Annotated in this window: 16 protein-coding genes; 4 read left to right on the forward strand and 12 right to left on the reverse strand. The window is 61.5% G+C overall.

Translation table 11 applies throughout. From position 1 onward, the window contains the following. Nucleotides 1–43 precede the first annotated feature (43 nt). Both CO660_RS02715 and CO660_RS02720 read left to right on the forward strand, forming a co-directional pair. Nucleotides 44–1,498, forward strand: a complete 1,455-nt coding sequence (locus CO660_RS02715; RefSeq protein WP_085779410.1) for a glutamate synthase subunit beta — start codon at nt 44–46, stop codon at nt 1,496–1,498. A 214-nt stretch (nt 1,499–1,712) separates the two neighbouring features. After that, on the forward strand, nt 1,713–2,339 hold the full coding sequence (locus tag CO660_RS02720) for a hypothetical protein (RefSeq protein WP_097597253.1): 627 nt from the start codon (nt 1,713–1,715) through the stop codon (nt 2,337–2,339). 21 nt (nt 2,340–2,360) lie between these two features. On the opposite strand, the gene CO660_RS02725 is transcribed toward CO660_RS02720, so the two are convergent. Beyond that, nucleotides 2,361–3,578, reverse strand: a complete 1,218-nt coding sequence (locus CO660_RS02725) for a DUF459 domain-containing protein (RefSeq protein ID WP_097597254.1) — start codon at nt 3,576–3,578, stop codon at nt 2,361–2,363. A 64-nt stretch (nt 3,579–3,642) separates the two neighbouring features. Then, nucleotides 3,643–4,866 (reverse strand): lytic murein transglycosylase, encoded by a 1,224-nt coding sequence (locus CO660_RS02730; protein ID WP_097597255.1) that lies wholly within the window; start codon nt 4,864–4,866, stop codon nt 3,643–3,645. A 204-nt stretch (nt 4,867–5,070) separates the two neighbouring features. Here CO660_RS02730 and galU point away from each other — a divergent pair, with 204 nt between their 5' ends. Then, entirely contained in the window at nt 5,071–5,958 is an 888-nt protein-coding gene (galU, locus tag CO660_RS02735; RefSeq protein WP_085779406.1) for a UTP--glucose-1-phosphate uridylyltransferase GalU, read from the forward strand. A gap of 56 nt (nt 5,959–6,014) precedes the next feature. Here the strand turns inward: galU and CO660_RS02740 are convergent, their stop codons facing one another. Further along, a complete protein-coding gene (locus CO660_RS02740) occupies nt 6,015–7,547 on the reverse strand; it encodes an outer membrane beta-barrel protein (RefSeq protein WP_097597256.1) in 1,533 nt (510 codons plus the stop codon). Nucleotides 7,548–7,687: 140 nt separating this feature from the next. On the opposite strand from CO660_RS02740, the gene CO660_RS02745 reads away from it, so the two are divergent. After that, nucleotides 7,688–8,683 (forward strand): KpsF/GutQ family sugar-phosphate isomerase, encoded by a 996-nt coding sequence (locus CO660_RS02745; protein WP_097597257.1) that lies wholly within the window; start codon nt 7,688–7,690, stop codon nt 8,681–8,683. Here the strand turns inward: CO660_RS02745 and CO660_RS02750 are convergent, their stop codons facing one another. The 9 genes from CO660_RS02750 to CO660_RS02790 form a co-directional block, all read right to left on the reverse strand. Next, the gene (locus CO660_RS02750) at nt 8,684–9,139 is read right to left on the reverse strand and encodes an NfeD family protein (RefSeq protein ID WP_097597258.1); all 456 of its coding nucleotides are present in this window, start codon (nt 9,137–9,139) and stop codon (nt 8,684–8,686) included. Between the two features lie 3 nt (nt 9,140–9,142). Then, nucleotides 9,143–10,174 carry an SPFH domain-containing protein gene (locus CO660_RS02755; RefSeq protein ID WP_085779402.1) on the reverse strand — a complete coding sequence of 344 codons (1,032 nt, stop codon included), beginning with the start codon at nt 10,172–10,174 and terminating at the stop codon, nt 9,143–9,145. 185 nt (nt 10,175–10,359) lie between these two features. After that, on the reverse strand, nt 10,360–11,394 hold the full coding sequence (hemH, locus tag CO660_RS02760; protein WP_097597259.1) for a ferrochelatase: 1,035 nt from the start codon (nt 11,392–11,394) through the stop codon (nt 10,360–10,362). A gap of 123 nt (nt 11,395–11,517) precedes the next feature. Further along, nucleotides 11,518–13,515, reverse strand: coding sequence for a 5'-nucleotidase C-terminal domain-containing protein (locus CO660_RS02765; RefSeq protein ID WP_097597260.1), 1,998 nt, complete (start codon nt 13,513–13,515; stop codon nt 11,518–11,520). 281 nt (nt 13,516–13,796) lie between these two features. Further along, nucleotides 13,797–14,165, reverse strand: coding sequence for an outer membrane lipoprotein Omp10 (omp10, locus tag CO660_RS02770; protein WP_085779399.1), 369 nt, complete (start codon nt 14,163–14,165; stop codon nt 13,797–13,799). Between the two features lie 170 nt (nt 14,166–14,335). Further along, nucleotides 14,336–15,787, reverse strand: coding sequence for a homospermidine synthase (locus CO660_RS02775; RefSeq protein ID WP_097597261.1), 1,452 nt, complete (start codon nt 15,785–15,787; stop codon nt 14,336–14,338). A 166-nt stretch (nt 15,788–15,953) separates the two neighbouring features. After that, nucleotides 15,954–16,238: a YciI family protein gene (locus CO660_RS02780; RefSeq protein ID WP_097597262.1), complete on the reverse strand. Its 285-nt coding sequence runs from the start codon at nt 16,236–16,238 to the stop codon at nt 15,954–15,956. A gap of 2 nt (nt 16,239–16,240) precedes the next feature. Beyond that, complete coding sequence (locus CO660_RS02785; RefSeq protein ID WP_097597263.1) at nt 16,241–16,870, reverse strand: aminotransferase class IV family protein; 630 nt, start codon at nt 16,868–16,870, stop codon at nt 16,241–16,243. Further along, nucleotides 16,867–17,973, reverse strand: a complete 1,107-nt coding sequence (locus tag CO660_RS02790) for an aminodeoxychorismate synthase component I (protein WP_245421289.1) — start codon at nt 17,971–17,973, stop codon at nt 16,867–16,869. The genes CO660_RS02785 and CO660_RS02790 overlap by 4 nt, the downstream gene beginning before the upstream one ends. Nucleotides 17,974–18,200 lie beyond the last annotated feature (227 nt).

Below are 18,200 nucleotides of genomic sequence, written 5' to 3' on the forward strand. Positions count from 1 at the left end.
ACTGGCCGCGGGTGAGGCGGTCATGAGGGTAAGGGACGAAGAAATGGGTAAGGTAACAGGATTTCTGGAAATCGACCGGCAGGTGGCGAAGTACCAGCCGGCGTCGGATCGCATCCGTCATTTCCGCGAGTTCACGATCCCGATGTCGGACCCGGAAGTGCAGAAACAGGCGGCGCGCTGCATGGACTGTGGCATCCCCTATTGCCACGGCCCCACAGGCTGCCCGGTTCACAACCAGATTCCCGACTGGAACGACCTCGTTTACAACAACAACTGGGAAGCGGCGATCCAGAACCTGCATTCCACCAACAACTTCCCGGAGTTCACCGGCCGCGTTTGCCCCGCCCCCTGCGAGGAAGCCTGCACTTTGAATCTCGAGGATGCGCCGGTCGCCATCAAGACAGTCGAGCAGGCGATTGCCGACAAGGCTTATGAACTCGGTTTCATCCGGCCGCAGCCGGCGACGGTCCATACCGGCAAGAAGGTCGCCGTCATCGGTTCCGGCCCCGCCGGTATGGCTGCCGCCCAGCAGCTCGGTCGCGCCGGCCACGACGTGCATGTCTATGAGCGTGAGACCAAGCCGGGCGGTTTGCTGCGCTACGGCATTCCCGACTTCAAGATGGAGAAGAACTTCATCGACCGTCGCGTCGAGCAGATGAAGGGCGAGGGCGTGACCTTCCATTGCGGCGTCAATGTCGGCGTCGACGTCAAGGTCGAACAATTGCTGGCCGAACACGACGCCGTCCTTTACTGCGGCGGCTCCGAGACGCCGCGCGAGGCGGGCATTCCGGGCACCGACCTTGCCGGGGTGCATGATGCGATGCCCTATCTGGTGCAGCAAAACCGCCGCGTCGGGCGCGAGAACATCGACAGTGTCGGCTGGCCGTCGGATCCGATTCTTGCCGGCGCCAAACATGTCGTCGTCGTCGGCGGCGGCGATACGGCTTCGGACTGCGTCGGCACGGCCTTCCGCCAAGGCGCCGTCAAGGTCACCCAGCTCGACATCCGGCCGCAGCCGCCTGAGAAGGAAGACAAGCTTGCTGTCTGGCCCTTCTGGGCGACGAAGATGCGCACGTCCTCCTCGCAGGCTGAGGGCGCAGTGCGCGAATTCCAGGTTGCGACGCTCGAATTCATCGGCGAGGACGGCGTGCTGACCGGCGTCAAGTGCTGCGAGGTCGACGAGCGCCGGCGGCCGGTCGCCGGTACGGAATTCGTCATTCGCGCCGATCTCGCCTTCATCGCTATCGGTTTCCGCGGCCCGTTCACGACAAGCGTGCTGAAGGAGCTCGAAGGCAAGCTGACGCTCAACACCGACAAGCGCGGCTCGACCAACGTCGTCGCAAACGACCGCGACTACAAGACTTCGGTCGACAAGTTTTGGACGGCGGGCGATGTGCGCCGCGGCCAGTCGCTGGTGGTCTGGGCGATCCGCGAAGGCCGCCAAGCAGCGCGCGCCATCGACGAGGCGTTGATGGGCTCGACCGTCCTGCCGAACTGATCGCACCTCATATAGGCTGACGAAGACACGAACTCCGCCTTTCCGGCGGAGTTTTTTATTGTGCGCGGCGCATCCGGCGGGACCTCTTTTCGCCGGTGCGACCGCTTGACGCGCCAGGCTGGGGCGCAAGCTTGAAGCAATGCCGGAGGGTGAGGCTTATGCCTGACGCGGGCTCAGGAGGAGCCGCCGCGAATGATCGACAAGGATTATTCAAATGGTTTCTGCACTCGATAATACCAGGATGGTTTCGGCCCAATACGCATTGAAGAATCTTCGTAGCTCCGATGAAAGCTCAGAGGATACGCAGAGTTCGTCGGCGGCGAGCATTCTGAGCAGCTATGGACTCGATTCGAGTTCGGCGTCGCTTCTTTCCAATCAGGCGCTGTCGGGGCTGCTCGGCGCGCTTTCGTCCAAGGACGACACCTCAGATGAGACTGACACGACTGGCGACAGCGCCGATGTGACCCGCGCCTCCTTCATGTCGATGCTGAAGCAGCAGCTGCAGGAAGCAGCCGCGGCCGAAGGCGAAAGCGGCAAGGCTCACGATATGCTGGCTGCGCTCGAAGCAGGCACGCTCACCATCTCCGATCCGACGCAGGGCGTGTCGGTCCCTGCCTGGGACATCGATGATCCGGACGAGGCCGACACCGAAAGCAAGCCCGGCGAGGCGATCGATGTCAGCGGTTGGAGCGACTTCCTCGATGCGCATCTGGAGCGCGGCAGCGATGGGGCCTTCGTCAAGGAGAACGGCAGCTATGTCGACCAGACGAATGCCAGCCATGCCTTCTTCGGGCTGATCGGCTCGAATTACTATTATCTGAGCTGGCCGCAGGCAGCATAAGAAGGCCGCCTCGCCTAGTTTCTATTTCACCGAGACTTCGGCCGGCGTCTTGGCCGCCGGCATGCGATAGTCGTCGACGCGACCGACAGGTGCCGGCGTCATCTCGCCCTGCTCGACCAGGAGATCGCGCGGCGATTTCGTCAGCGTCACCGGTGGCGGCCTTGCTCCCAGGAGCTCGGCGCCGCCATCAAGATTGGGATCGGAGAGGCTGATCGGCACGGTATGCTCGACCGGATTGGTGGGAAGGCCGAGGCCCGGCAGGTTGCTTTCATCGAGGCGCACCAGATCGGGGCTTGCCTGGGTTCCGAGAATTCGGCGGGCGGGCTTTTCCACATAGAAGGCAAGCTTACGCCGGCCGGCCTGCGTAAGGTTGATGCCGTCGGAGGTGCGCAGGCGCACCTGCTGGCCGTTCACGTCGGAACCGGTGACGATGAAGGTGCCGTTTTCGTCGACGAAGCCATCCCAGATGTCGACGAATTCGCCGCCGATGCTCTCGACCTGGTTACGATAGAGCTGGTTCATCTGGACAGCATCGGCCGTCATCTGATCGGATTCGAAGGCAGGAAGACCGACCCAGAGCAGCGGTATCTTGCGGCTGGTGACTTCCTTTCCGAAAGAAAGGACACGACGGCGATATTCGGCAAACCAGCCGTCGGTGCGGAACTTCTCCTTCGCGCTGTCGGTCACCATCTGCTGGCGGTCATTGGCGCCGATCATGACGACGACCATTGCCGGCTTCAGCTCGTCGATCATCTTCGGTAACTGTTCCGGCCAGTCGTAATAGTCGTCGCGGACAAGGCCCGAGGAAATGTTGCCGCGGGCTTCGACGACGACGCCCGGTGAAGTCTCGAAGGCGGCGGTGAGCCCGTCGCCGAGGCCGCTGGCAAGGAAATCGCCGACGATCAGGATTTTCCGGGCGTCGCCAAGCTTCTGCACGACCGGCTCTTCCTGCACCGGCGGGCGCACAGGCGATGCGGTGCGGGTATTGATCACGGCTTTCTGGGCTGGCGGCGGGCGCTTGCGCTGCTGGCGTCTCGGCTGCGGCACATCAGGAGCCTGCGGGCTGTCGTCGAGATAGCGCCTGCCGAGGAAGAAATCCAAGATCGACCGGCGCTGATAGCGCTGCTCTTGGGCTTGCGCGACAGTCACCGGCGCAACAGCGCCGAGACAAAGCGAAGCCGCCATCAATGCGAGCATGAGCCAGCGGATTTTAGGGGTCCGGTCAGTTTTCTTCATCATGGGCAGTTCCGCAGAGGGCAAGCCAGCTTCTACCCCCGCTATGTAGGTCACGGTTGGGCCGCTTCTAGCGGCGAAGCGCGTTCAGAAGCGGCAACGAGGGCTCGCCGTCCGGCTGCATGCCAATTCGCTCCTGCACGGCCGATATCGCCGCTTTCGAACCTGAGCCGAAATTGCCGTCGACCTCGCCATTGTAATATCCGAGCGTCTTGAGACGAGTCTGCAGCTCGAATTTCTCGGTGATGTCGAGCGCGCCGTCGGGACGCGGCCAGCGCTGCTGCATGCCGCCATAGCCGGAGATTTGGTCGGCCAGCAGGCCGACGGCAAGCGCATAGCTGTCCGACGCATTATAGTTCTTGATGGTGAAGAAGTTTGCCGTCATCAGAAAGCCGGGGCCGCCGGCTCCGGCCGGCATTTTCAATACGGCTTTGGTGCCGCCGTCGCGGAAGGCCTTGCCATTCGGCCGTTTCAGGCCGAGCTCCGCCCATTGGGCGAGCGTATGGGTCTTGCCGATCTGCTTGGCGGCTGCCGCGGGGACGACGACCTCGTAGCCCCAGGTCTTGCCAGTATCCCAGCCGTTCTTCATCAGGAGATTGGCCGAGGTCGCCAGCGCGTCCGGCACCGAATTCCAGATATCGCGATGGCCGTTGCCGTCGGCATCGACAGCGTAGAGCAGATAGCTTGTCGGGATGAACTGAGTGTGGCCCATGGCGCCGGCCCAGGAGCCGGTCATCTGACGTGCCGGCACATCGCCGTTCTGGAGGATCTTCAGCGCGGCAACCAGCTGCTTCTTGGCGAATTTGGCGCGGCTCGGATCGGCATAGGCAAGGGTTGCCAGTGCGCGCGGCACATAGTGCAGCCGGTCGTCCTTGTCGAGAATCGCGCCGTAATTCGATTCCATCGACCAGATCGCGAGCAGAATGGTCTTGTCGACGCCGAAGCGCTGCTCGATCGCATTGAGCGTCCGCGCATGCTTGACGGCCATCTCGCGGCCGATCCTGACGGTGTAGGGGTTAACGCGGGAATCAATGTAATCCCAGATCTTCGAGGTGAATTCCGGTTGATAGGCCGCCTTTTCGAGCACGGTCGGGTCGGGTTCGCTCACCCCGGAAAAGGCCTTTTGATAAGTTGCCTTACTGATGCCACTCTCAGCGGCTGTTTGGTAAAAGTCCGCGATCCATTTCTGGAACCGGGAATCGGCTTTCGCGTTGTCGGGGGCCAGCCCCACCTGGGCGGCGACAACGAGGGCGAGAGCAAGGCCACGAAGGGAGTTTTTGTGATTCTGGATCATCGACAGTCGTATCCGTCATCTTCAGTTTTCGGTGCAGCAGGGGGCATCATGTCCGCCCAGACCCGAGACTACAGGAACGGAGTCAACAAATTCTTTACCATGGCGGCCCGCGGCGGTCACCATTGCAAAACAGTAGCAATTCTATACTAGTCAGACATGAACGGCTTTATTTAAAAGGCGATTTAGTCAAAGCAGGAGGCCTGTGTGGCGCATCACAATAAAGTTCGTAAGGCAGTTTTTCCGGTGGCAGGGTTGGGAACGCGGTTCCTGCCGGCAACGAAGGCTGTTCCGAAGGAAATGTTGACCGTTGTCGACAAGCCTATCATTCAATATGTCGTCGATGAGGCGCTCGAAGCCGGAATCGAGCATCTGGTCTTCGTTACCGGACGCAACAAGCACATTATCGAAGACTACTTCGACATCCATTTCGAGCTGGAACAGACGCTGCGCGAGCGCGCCAAGGAAGCGGAAATTACCCTTCTTGCCGAGCAACTGCCGAAGGCAGGAACGGTAAGCTTCACCCGTCAGCAGGAACCGCTCGGCCTCGGTCACGCCGTCTGGTGCGCCCGCGAAATCGTCGGCGACGAACCTTTTGCGCTGCTGCTGCCGGATATGATCATGAAGGGCGACAAGGGCTGCATGAAGGGGATGATCGATCTCTACAGCCAGAGCGGCGGCAATATCATCGCCGTCGAGGAATGTGCGCCCGATCAGGCTCATAAATACGGCATCGTCGGCGTCGGCGAAGCGATCGGCGAAGGCTTCCGCATCACCGGCATGGTGGAAAAGCCTGCCAAGGGAACGGCGCCGTCCAACTTCTTCATTAACGGCCGCTACATCCTGCAACCGGAGATCTTTAAGATCCTCGAAACTCAGGAACGTGGCGCCGGCAACGAGATCCAGCTCACCGACGGCATGCTGAAGCTACTGAAGGAACAGGATTTCGCCGGCTACCATTTCCGCGGCACGACCTACGACTGCGGCGCCAAGGACGGCTTCATCCTGGCAAACGTCGCCTACGCCCTCGAACGTGCTGATATCCGTCCGTCTGTCGAAGGCGGCTTCAAGGAACTGCTCGCAGGGCTGAAGTAAGGCTTCACTCAGACTTGTCATTGATAAACGCCGCGCCTTCCATCGAAGCGCGGCGTTTATCTTTTCAGCTTGAGGCCGACCCCCGCGCGCCATTGCCGCGAGTCGTCGCCGTCCTTGCGCGTCGTCAGTTCGTAGCCAAGCGTGCTGGTGAGATCGAGATAGCGGTTGATGTTCCAGGTCAGGCCGGTCGCCGCAGTATACACGAGCTCGTCGCTAATTGTGCTGTCGGTGGGATAGTCGCGCCATATGACGCCGCCGATCATGGTTCCGACCAGATTGTCGCGCAGCTGGTGGGTGACGGTCGTCGTCAGCGCATGCGAGACGTAGCCGCTCTCGCCAGCGGTGGTCGAGGGCTGGATGCTCGTCTGCAGGTCGAGATTGACGTCGGTGCCGCGGATCGGTGACCAGAGCAGGCTCGCATCGAGCGTGGCCGTATCGATCGAGGCCAGCCGGCTGTCTTCGAAATCCGCCCTTTCGTAGCCCACGCCGACTTCACCCTTCAGCTTTTCGCCGAGGTCGACCTCGACGCCGGCTTTGGCGCCATAACTATGGCTTGATCGCTCGTAACCGGCGGAATCGCGCGTCTCGTCGTAGATCGTGCGGCCGATCGTGGCCTCGATGAATGGGATGAGCGCCGGCGACAGCTCGTAGCCGACGCGACCGCGCAGCGTACCGGTCGTCTGATTGCGATCGCTCAACGCCACAGTCGTGCCGTTCGCAAGCGTGGCGTCGGAATAGATCGAACGGTTCAGGGCGAGCGCCGTCGTGCCGCGCAGGATGCCGAAATCGCGCTGGACGGAGGCGCCGGCGGTGAACTCCTGCACGTCGGACTGCTGTGTGGCATCGGCGATGGCATCGGGATCGTCCGTATCCTCGCGGTAGAAATTATAGCCGGCCGTGAGATGCGCGACCGTGTCGTCGGGAAGGTCCAGCCGGAGATCGCCGTTGACCTTGAAGGACGGCTGCTCCTCGCCTTCACCGCTGATATTCCTCTGCCAGGCGCCTTCCGAGGTCACGGTCAGCTGGTGCCGTCCCCAGTCGGAGGTGAGCGTCGCGGCTGCGTCCGTTTCGAGGAAAGCGCGCCGCTGCCTGGTATTGCCGTCCTTGGTGGTCTCGGTGTTGATGCTTTGGGTCACGCTCGGGCGGAGCACGAAAGTGCCGATCGGAATACCGGGTGTTTCTGCCGTCGAGGCATTTTCGCCAGCCCTGCGGATCGGCGGCGTCTCGTCGATCCGCGCTTCACGGGTGTTCAGTCGGCGCATGTCCTCATCGAGGATGGAGCCGGTAATGTCGTCACCGGCTTGCGCGTCCGGTATGGCGGGCCTCTGCCGGGTATCGTCCGGATCTCCCGCCGCACCCGTTGGCACAGGAGTGGTAGAAACGCTGATTTCGTCATCGAAACCGGCTGCGGCATTGTTCGTAGTGCGATTGTCCGGGCTGGCGGAGCGGCTAGCGACAGGCTGCTGTGAGGCGGACTGTGCGAGTGCTGCAGTCTGGCCGAACAGCAGTGTGCCGAACGCAGTAAAGCAGACGACACGCCTCATCGCGCGGAGCGGCGTCACACTGCTCGTCTGTTTTGGTTGGCCCATTCACTCGCCTGACATGCTTTCGGTTCTTACTCAAAGGTAAAGCCTTGTGGTTAATCATTCGTTGTCGCCGGCGGGCGCTGTTCACAATTCGGAAATGGTGCGGGGTGGACTTGGAAAGTGAAAAGGTCTAACGCATCTCCATGAACAGAAGAGCGATCAAACTCGTTGAAAACAGCGTGCTCGAATCGGCAAAACGCACGATAGAGACCGAGAAACGCGGTCTTGAAGCGCTCGAACGGGCCTTTGACAACGGACTGGCCGGCCCTTTCGCCCGCGCCGTCGAAATCATCGGCGACATCTCCGGCCGGGTTATCGTTACCGGCGTCGGCAAGAGCGGCCATATCGGTACCAAGCTCGCGGCGACATTCGCCTCGACCGGCACCCCCGCCTTTTTCGTGCATGCGGCCGAAGCCAATCATGGCGATCTCGGCATGATAGCGCGCGATGACGTCGTCTTGGCGATTTCCAAAGGCGGCGAGAGCGCCGAGCTCAAGAGTATCATTTCCTTCACGCGGCGCTTCTCGATCCCCTTGATCGCGATCACCTGCAGCGAAGCTTCCTCGCTTGCGACGGCCGCCGATATCGTGCTTCTGGTCCCGAATGAACAGGAAGCCTGCCCCAACGGGCTGGCGCCGACGACCTCGACGCTGATGCAGCTTGCACTCGGCGACGCCTTGGCGGTCGCACTCCTGGAGGCGCGGGGCTTTTCCGCCACCGATTTCCACGTTTTTCATCCCGGCGGCAAGCTGGGTGCGAGCCTGATGCATGTCGCCGATATCATGCATACCGGCGAGAAGGTGCCGCTCGTTGCCAAAGGCACGCCGATGCCGCAGGCGATCACGGTGCTGTCGCGCAAGCATTTCGGCTGCGTCGGCGTGCTCGACGAGGATGGGCGGCTCTGCGGCATCGTCACCGAAGGCGACATGGCTCGGAACCTGAGCCGCAATCTTGCTGAGCTTGCCGTCGACGACATCATGACGACGACACCGAAGACGGTGAAACCGACGGTGCTGGCGACGGCGGCTCTGGCGCTGCTCAACCAGCACCACATCGGTGCCCTGATCGTTATCGACGAGGATATCAGGCCGATCGGGCTGGTGCACTTCCACGACCTGCTGCGGATCGGCGTCGCCTGATCAGACCGGTTCGACCCGCAGGTCGCGGCCATGACACGAGATGACCTTCACCTGTGTTCCTACGGGCAAATCGGGCCCCATTACCTGCCATAGCGTATCGTCGAGGCGGATGCGGCCGCGGCCCTCGCGGATCGGCTCCTGCAGCGTGGCGGTGCGTCCGACAAGACTTGCGCCGCGCTGATTGAGGAAGGGCTCGTCGGTCTCGGCGCTGCGCAGCGTCAGCCGGCGGCCGGCAAAGGTCGTGGCGACGGCCAGAATCGCAAAAAGGATCGCTTGCAGTTCCCAGACCCAGAAGGCGCTGTCCCAGAAGAGCAGCGACAGTGCGCCGACGATCAAGGCCGCGAGGCCGATCCAGACGAGGAAGAAACCGGGCACGATCATTTCGGCGGCGAGCAGCACGAGGCCCGCAACCCACCAGTTCCATGGACCGAGTTCGGCGATGATCTTCGCCAGCATGGCTTATCGCTCCTGATCCGGATTGAAGGGATTGGGGGCAGGCGGATTGATCGGCGGCGTAGAGCGGATCGGCGCGGGACGCGGACGCGGCGGGGAAGGCGGCGGCGGATTGCCGGCGTCCCCGAAGACTTCGCGGGCGATGGCGCCGATGCCGCCGAGCGAGCTCAGGATGGAAGAGGCTTCCATCGGCATCAGCACGATCTTGGAATTGGGCGCCGAGCCGACCGAGGCGAGCGCTTCGGTGTATTTCTGGGCGACGAAATAGTTGATCGCCTGAACATCACCGGCGGCAATCGCTTCGGAGACCATCTTCGTCGCCTTGGCTTCGGCCTCGGCCAGTCGCTCGCGGGCTTCGGCGTTGCGGAAGGCGGCTTCGCGCTGGCCTTCTGCCTGCAAAATGGCGGATTGCTTGGCGCCCTCGGCCCTGAGGATCTGCGCGTTGCGCGCTCCTTCGGCTTCCAGTACCTGGGCGCGCTTCTCGCGCTCGGCCTTCATCTGGCGAGCCATCGCATCGACGAGGTCGCGCGGCGGCTGGATGTCCTTGATTTCGACGCGGGTGACCTTAATGCCCCAGGGCTGCACCGCCTCATCGACGACGCGCAGCAGCCGGTCATTGATCGCGTCGCGGTTGGAAAGCAGTTCGTCGAGATCCATGGAGCCCATGACCGAGCGGATGTTGGTCATGGTGAGATTGAGGATGGCATTTTCGAGGTGGGAAACCTGGTAGGCGGCCTGGGCAGCATTCAGAACCTGAAAGAAGGCGACGGCATCGGCTGAAACCGAGGCATTGTCTTTGGTAATCACTTCCTGGGTCGGCACATTCAGTACCTGCTCCATCACGTTCATTCGCGCTCCGACGCGCTCGATGAAGGGAGTGATGAGGTTGAGGCCCGGCTCCAGCGTGCGGGTATAACGGCCGAAGCGCTCGATGGTGTAGCGATAGCCCTGCGGTACGGTCTTGATCCCGGCAAAGAGCACCAAAATGACGAAGATGACCAGCACGATCACGACGATGTCGAAGCCGCCGAACAGCATGAAAAATTCCTCCCATCGGCGCATGCGCGCCTGCCCAACTGATGTGGTGAGTTAGCACGTTATTTGCGAGGAAGAAATGAGGGCGCAACCGCCCCGACTCCAACTGAGAAGGAGGTTCCGCCTCGGCTACGTCACCCGACTGTTACCGGCGACTTGTCCGGCCCCAGCTTTCTGTCGAGAGTCTCTCAGACCCAGCCCTGCAGCTCGCGGCGAACGACCTTTTCCAGCACCGTCATGCCGTCCTCGCTGTCGTTGAGGCAGGGGATATGCGCGAACTTCTCGCCACCATTCTCATGGAATGAGTGGGCGGCCTGTTCGGCGATCTCCTCGAGCGTTTCCAGACAGTCGGAGACGAAGCCGGGATTGATGACGGCGATGCGCTTGACGCCGTCCTGAGCGAGTTTCTCCACGGTCTTGTCGGTATAGGGCTGCAACCATTCCTCCGGCCCGAAGCGGGACTGGAAGGTGACCATGAAGTTTTCCTTGGTCAGCCCGAGGCGCTCGCGCAGCAGCCGGCCGGTCTTCTGGCATTGGCAGTAATAGGGATCGCCCTGTTTGAAATAGGACATCGGAATGCCGTGGAAGGAGGCGAGCAGCATTTCCGGCTTCCAGTCGAGCGTCGAAAGGTGCTTTTCGACGGATTGGGCGAGCGCCTCGATATAGGTCTCGTCGTCATGATAGTCGGGCACGGTGCGCAGCGCCGGCTGCCAGCGCATGGTGAGCAGCTTCTGGAAAGCCTTGTCGTTGACCGTCGCGGTCGTCGCCGCCGCATATTGCGGATAAAGCGGGAAAAGCACGATACGGTCGCAGCCTTCTTGCTTCAGCGCGTCGATGCGCGAAGCGATCGACGGCGTGCCGTAGCGCATCGCCCAGTCGACCTTGACATTTTCGAGATCGCGCAGGCGCTCGGTCATCAGTTCCGACTGGTTGCGCGTGTAGGTGCGGAGATAACTTTCGTTTTTCTCCTTGTTCCAGATCAACTGATAGGCCTTGCCGACTTTCTGTGGACGGGTGTTGAGCACGATGCCAAAGAGGATCGGATACCACTTCCAGCGAGACCATTCGATGACGCGGCGATCGGTCAGGAACTCCTTGAGATAGCGGCGCATTGAGGTGTAGTCGGTGCCGTCGGGCGTGCCGAGATTGACCAGCAGGACGCCGATCTTGCCTGATTTGATGGCTGGATGATCTGCCGGACGGAGTGAAATATCTGCTGTCATTCTGGCCCCAACGGTCGTTGTCTCGTCGGCTGATACGCAGCCTCGAGAACATGGTTCACCCTATAGAAAGAAAAGCCGACCCGGGAAACCCCGGGCCGGCCGATGGTGTCGAGACAAATCGTCTTACTTTGCGGGAACCTGGATCTCCTTGCCGACCGTCAGATGACGTGGGTTGGGCTTGCCATTGGCATCCGAAAGCTTCCGCCACAGCGTACCATCGCCATAGAAGGTCTCGGCGAGATCCCAGAATGTGTCGCCCTCGGCGATGACGTGGGTGGACGGCGTGGCGGATGCGGGAGCGGCGGTCGGGGCAGGCTCCGTGGCTGGAGCAGCGGCGCTCGGGGCCGGTGCGGGCTCTGCAGCGGGAGCCTGTGCAGAAGGTGCTGGCGCCGGTTCTGCGGGAGCGGGCGTTGCCGGAGCCGGGCTCGGTTCGGTTGATGGAGCGGGAGCTGCAGGCGCAGGGGCCGCGGGTGCCGGAGCGGCGGGCGCCGGTTCCGCGGAGGGTGCGGGCGCGGCCTGCGCCACCTCGTTGATACGGCCATCGGTATAGGGCTTATAGGGCGAATGCGCGGCCACGTAGTCGGCAGTCACGTCGGCGAGATCTGGACCGTAATCGTAAGCGTTCTTGCCTTCCTTGAAGATCGAATAGCCATCGCCGCCTGATCGCATGAAGTTGTTGGTGGCGATCTTGTAGGTCTTGGCCGGATCGATTGGCGCGAAATTGTCGCCCTCCTTCACCTGAACATCGCTGACGCGGCTGCCGACAGGCTTCGATTGGTCGAACGAGAACTTCAGGCCGGCGACCTGCGGGAAGCGGCCGGCGCCCTGATCGATTTGGCTGACGCCGTTCTCAAGCGCCTTGACGACTTCCGCGCCAGTGGCTTCAAAAGTGGCGAGGGTGTTCTGGAAAGGCAGGACGGTGATGACTTCGCCCTGCGTGACATCGCCGCCGTCGATAGACGCACGCAGGCCGCCGCCATTCTGAACGGCGATGGTGACGCCCTGGCTCCTCGTACGGTCAAGCATGGCGTCGGCCACCAGATTGCCCATCGAGCATTCCTTGACGCGGCAGACCTTGCGATCGCCCTCGATAGGACCTTCGGAGGAGCCGATCACCTTTTTGCGCAGTTCTTCGATCGGTTTTGCCAGTTCGGCGACGCGGGTGACGACGGCCGGATCGGGTGTAAAGGACGAGTCGATCAGGATTGGATCGCCCTTGGCATCCTTGACGACGCCATTGTCGTCGAAGTTGACGACGATGTCGCCGAGATACTTGCTGTAAGAGGCGGCCTGGACGACCGGCACCTTATAGCCACCGGGGTTGTCGACCATCGTCGGATACGGGCCTTCGGCCTTCGGATCGGTATTGGAAAGCAGGCTGTGGGAGTGGCCGCCGACCACGACATCAACGTCCGGGATCTTGGCGATGAACGCTAGGTCGCGGGGATAGCCGACATGGGTCAGCGCGATGATCTTGTTGACCCCCTGGCTTTTCAGGTCCTGCACGGCTGATGTGATCGTCTGAACGTCATCTTCGATCGTGACATTCGGGCCGGGCGAGGAGAGCTCCGGCGTATCATTGGTGACGGCGCCGACGATGCCGATCTTCTGGCCGCCGACATCGAGCACCAGCGAGGGCTTGATGCGATCGCCGAGCTTTGAGACGGCACTCGCCTTGACGTTCGCGGTCACGACGGGAAATTGCACCTTGTCGAGGAAGGCCGCAAGTCCATCCTCGCTGTCGTCGAATTCATGATTGCCGACGGTCATGGCGTCGAACTTCATCAGATTCAAAAATTCGGCTTCGGCCGCGCCCTTGTAGGTGGTGTAAAAGAGCGAGCCCTGGAAATTGTCGCCGGCATTCAGGAGAAGGACATTCTTGCCCGACAGCGCCTGGCGGCGCTGGTCGATCGCAGTCTTCAGGCGGGCGGCGCCGCCGAAGCATTCCTTCTTGCCTTCCTCCTCGGCCGAGCAGGTGGAATCGAATTTGTTGATCGACTCGATGCGTGAATGGAAATCGTTGATGTGAAGAATATTGAGTTCGTAATCGGCAAAGGCGGCGCCCGCGCTCAGCGCCAGCATGGACGCGGTCAAAAGACCGAAGCTGAAAGACTTCGTCATCCCTGTTCTCCTGATTGAGGCGAAAGATCCCCCTGATCCCCGCCAATCCCTTCCAAGTCCGCCGGGTCGGTTTCCCGGCGAGCAGATGTTCCATCAGACGATTCACAACCGCAAGGGAAAGCTGGATCAGAAGGGATTCTTTCCAAGAGGACCGGCACAAAAAAGCGGCCTCTTAAGCGGCCGTCATCGCCTTCGAGGTGAGACCAGCATCAGCAGGACAAGGTGACCAGAAAAAGATTCGCACGGCAACCAGCACAAGACCGTCAGCGCATCCGCTCTTTTCAGCCGCGGCGGGAAAGTGTGAATTGTGCACCGGAATCCGAAGTGCAGTTGAGCTGGGTAGGATTGACGAGGGCGCAATTAACCTTGGACTGTGTCTTGCGCACCAGCGAGGTCATGTTGATCTCGACCAGTGTCGGCGAGGTATTGATATAGGTGCCGGAAGCAAGAAGCTGGTTGCTATCGGTCGTGCGGGTGGTGAAGGTACCGCCCTGGAACGTGGAGACGATGCCGTTCGGATCGCTCCAGCTGCCTTCAACGCCGTTGGCGGCGGGCGTGGCTGCAACCGGCAATGGCCGTGGCTCCGGCGAAACGCAGGAGGCAAGAGCGGCCGCTGCACCGACAAGAACGAGACCAGTTCTGATTTTCATAAGGCTTCTCCCGGCGAATCGGCGTGGCGGTCACCCGCCAAGTTCGGGCAAAACATGGCGTGCGTCTGCCATGATGGCAAGGCTTGGAGCAGTGGGGACGGCATTTATACAGCCAGCGTTACAAAAATGCCCGCCTCGCGGCGGGCATCTTCAAAGTTGCACTGACAATGTCAGCGAACGAGGATGTTCCTGAACTGCCAGGGATCCTTGGTGTCGATATCCTCAGGAAACAGGCCGGGACGGCCGTCTAGTGGCGTCCAGTCGGTATAGTGGCCTTCGACCGGGCCGAGATAGGGCATCTGCACGTCGAGGCAGCGCTTGTAATCGATCTCGTCGGCTTCGACGATGCCGGCCTTGGGGTTTTCCAGCGCCCAGACCATGCCAGCGAGAACGGCGGAGGTCACCTGCAGGCCGGTGGCGTTCTGGTAAGGCGCGATGCGGCGGGTTTCTTCCAGCGACAGGCGCGAACCATACCAGTAGGCATTCTTCTCATGACCGTAGAGGAGGACGCCGAGTTCGTCGATGCCGTCCTCGAGCTCGTCCTCGTCGAGAACGTGGTGGACCGGCTGCGGGGTGCCGCCGTTGCCGAACATCTCATGCAGCGAGAGCACGGCGTCGTTGGCCGGATGGTAGGCATAATGGCAGGTCGGACGGAAGGTGACTTCGCCGTCTTTGTCGCGGACCGTGAAGTAATCGGCGATCGAGATCGATTCGTTGTGGGTGACGAGGAAGCCGTATTGCGGGCCGGGGGTCGGGCACCAGGTGCGCACGCGGGTGTTGGCGCCCGGCTGCTCCAGGTAGATCGCCGCTTTGTTGCCCTTCTTGTGCTTCCTGGCGTTCTTCGGCATCCACTGCTCGTGCGTGCCCCAGCCGAGTTCGGCCGGCTGCATACCTTCGGAGATGAAGCCTTCGACGGACCAGGTGTTCCAGAAGACGTTGAGCGGCTTCGGATGTTTTGTGCGCTGGGTGTCGCGCTCGGCGATGTGGACGCCCTTGACGCCGACTTTCTTCATCAGTTTGGCCCAGCCTTCGCGATCGTGCTGGTCCGGTTCCTCGAATTTAACACCGGTATCATTGGCGAGGTTGACGAGCGCCTGCTTGACGAACCAGGAGACCATGCCCGGATTGGCGCCGCAGGTGGAGACGGCGGTGGCGCCGCCGGGGTTTTTCGCCTTTTCCTTGCGCACCGTCTCGCGCAGCGCATAGTTGGTGCGGTCGGCATTGCTCATGCCCTTGTCGAAATAGAAGCCAAGCCAGGGCTCGACGACCGTATCGATATAAAGAACATCGAGCTTGCGGCAGAGCTTGATGATGTCGAGCGAGGAGGTGTCGACCGAGAGGTTGACGCAGAAGCCCTGGCCTTCGCCTTTCGTCAGCAGGGGCTTCAGCAGCTCCTTGTAATTGTCCTTGGTAACATATTCCTTGATGTGGCGAACGCCATGTTTCTTCAGGATCTCCATGTCGGAGGGTTCTTCACGCGGGTCGATGACGACCATCCGGCTCTTGTCGAATTTGAAGTGGCGCTCGATCAGGGGCAGGGTGCCGCGGCCGATGGAGCCAAAGCCGATCATCACGATCGGACCGGTAATTTCGGCATATACCGGATAGTTCTGTTCCGTCATTCTTTTCTCCTGTGGAAGGGGACGAAGGCGCTCAGCCTGAAGAATTCTTGTGAGATTGCCGCAGAAATTGCGAAGTGACCGGCTCTAACCACAAAACGCCGTCACAATAAAGAGCGTTGACGGGGAAAGGCCAAATATCGGCGCGACAAGATGCCCTGACCGAAAATCACCGCTTCAGGATTTCCAATCCTTCGACCGTCGTCGTTATCGCAAGTTCGGTGATTTCGTATTCGGCGACGCCGTGGACGGTGAAGGGGTCGGCGGCGACATAGGCTTCGATTGCGGCACGGTCGCCAATGGCGAGGATCGCGCCGCCGGTGCGCGGCACCTTGCGGCCGGAGGCGAGGAACCAGCCTTTAGCGTAACCCTCCTTCACCCAGGCCATGTGCGGCTCCATGTGAATGTCGGCATCGTCCTTGGATTTGCGATAGGTGAGGGAGAGGATGAACATGCTCAATTCCTGAGGAGGTTTGCGCGGATCAGTCCACGCAGCGAGTTGCCGACATAAAGCGTGCCGGCATCGAAATCGGCAAGGGTCAGATGGCCGACGCGGGCCTTGCGCCCGCAGATGAGTTCGGTGCGCAGCACTCCGGCGAGCAGGCCGCAGGAGATCGGCGGAGTGCGTAAAATACCGCTTCCGTCGTCGAGAAAGATGGAGGTGATGGTTCCCTCGCAGACCTCGTCGCGTTCGTTCAACAGGATGACTTCGTCGGCTTCCGCCTGAGCATATTCGGCGCGCGCGGCTTCGTAGACGGCGCGTCGCGTGGTTTTGACCCGCAGCAGCCGGTCGGCGGATTCGAGGCGCGTTGCGGCGAGGCGGGCGGTCCAGACTGTATCAGGCGCCAACGGGACGAAGGGCGCGCTCGTCACCTCGATGCGGCCTTGTGCGTCGAAGGTCATGCGGATGCGCAGCGGGCCCTTTGCCTCACTGACGGCTTTATCGAGCTTCGCCGCCGCGCCGAGCGGCTGCGGAAAGCCGAGGCGGCGGGCGGAGCGGGAAAGCCGGGCGAGATGCAGGCGCAGGCGGATGAAGCCGTCGCCGGGCTGCCAGCGCAGTGTCTCGATCAGCGAGAAATCGGTCATCGCGCGATCCACTGGTCGCCAACGGCGAAGCGGGCCTTGAGCAGGCATTCCTCATATTCCGCCTCGGCGGTGGAATCGAAGACGATGCCGCCGCCGACATTGAAGACCGCCCTGCCGCCGCCAAAAAGCGTGACGGTGCGGATGGCGACGGAAAAACGCATGGCGCCGGTCGGCGAGATCATGCCGATCGCACCGCAATAGGCGTCGCGGGGGTCATCCTCGAGTGCGTGCAGGATCTCCATCGCCCGTATCTTCGGCGCGCCGGTGATCGAGCCGCAGGGGAAGAGGGCGGCAAAAATATCGCGGATCGAAAGGCCGGGGCGAAGTCTTGCCTGCACATGGCTGACCATCTGGTGGACGGTCGGATAGGTCTCCACGTCGAAGAGCTTCGGTACATCGAGCGTGCCGACCTCGGTGATGCGGGAGATGTCGTTGCGCAGGAGATCGACGATCATGCGGTTTTCGGCCTGCGTCTTGATATCTGCCCGCATGGCCGCGATGATTTCGGCATCTTCGGCGGCGGTAGCGCCGCGTTTTGCCGTGCCTTTCATCGGATGGGTTTCGATCCAACCTTGCTCATCGGTGCGGAAGAAGAGTTCGGGTGAACGCGACAGGATGATCGGGCCGCCGAGATCGATCAGTGCACCGTATTTCACAGGCTGGCGCTCGATCAGCGACCAGAAGGCGGCGCGGGGATTGCCGCTCCAGCGGGCTTCGACCGGCATGGTGAGGTTTGCCTGATAGGCGTCGCCGAGCCGCAGGTGGTCGTGAAGACGGTTGAAACGCTCTTTATATATAGGGAAATCCCAGCCGGCCTTCGGGGCGGTGAGGAATTCCTCGTTTTCGAGGCGCTGTTTCGGCTGGGCGAGCGGGTGTGTGTCCGGCTGCGGAGCATCGAAGACGCCGAAACAGAGGAGCGGCGTTTCGCGACCTTCTCCGGCGAAGGCAGCGAGTTTTTCTTCGAAGAGATATCCGGCCTCGTAGGCCATGTAGCCCGCAAGCCATTTGCCCTCGGCCTTAGCCTCTTCCATGCGGACAAGGCCGGCGAAGAATTCGCTGCGCGTCCGAGCGACGATGATCTCAGCCGGCTTGGCGAAAAGCATCACCTCGTCGGTCGTGTCGTCGCGAAAAAGGATATAGGGTTGGTCGGCCACGCGACACTTTCAATTTGTTCTGCTCTCCATTGCTCGAGGTGAGATGGGGAGGGTGAGATACTTCCCTCTTCTCCCCATGGGGGAGAAGATACCCGAAGGGCAGATGAGGGGGCGGAGCGACGTCCTGAGCAGATGCGAAGGACAGCTTCTGCTATGTCGCCCCCTCATCCGCCTGC

This window comes from Rhizobium sp. L9 (genome assembly GCF_002531885.1).
Classification (GTDB): domain Bacteria; phylum Pseudomonadota; class Alphaproteobacteria; order Rhizobiales; family Rhizobiaceae; genus Rhizobium.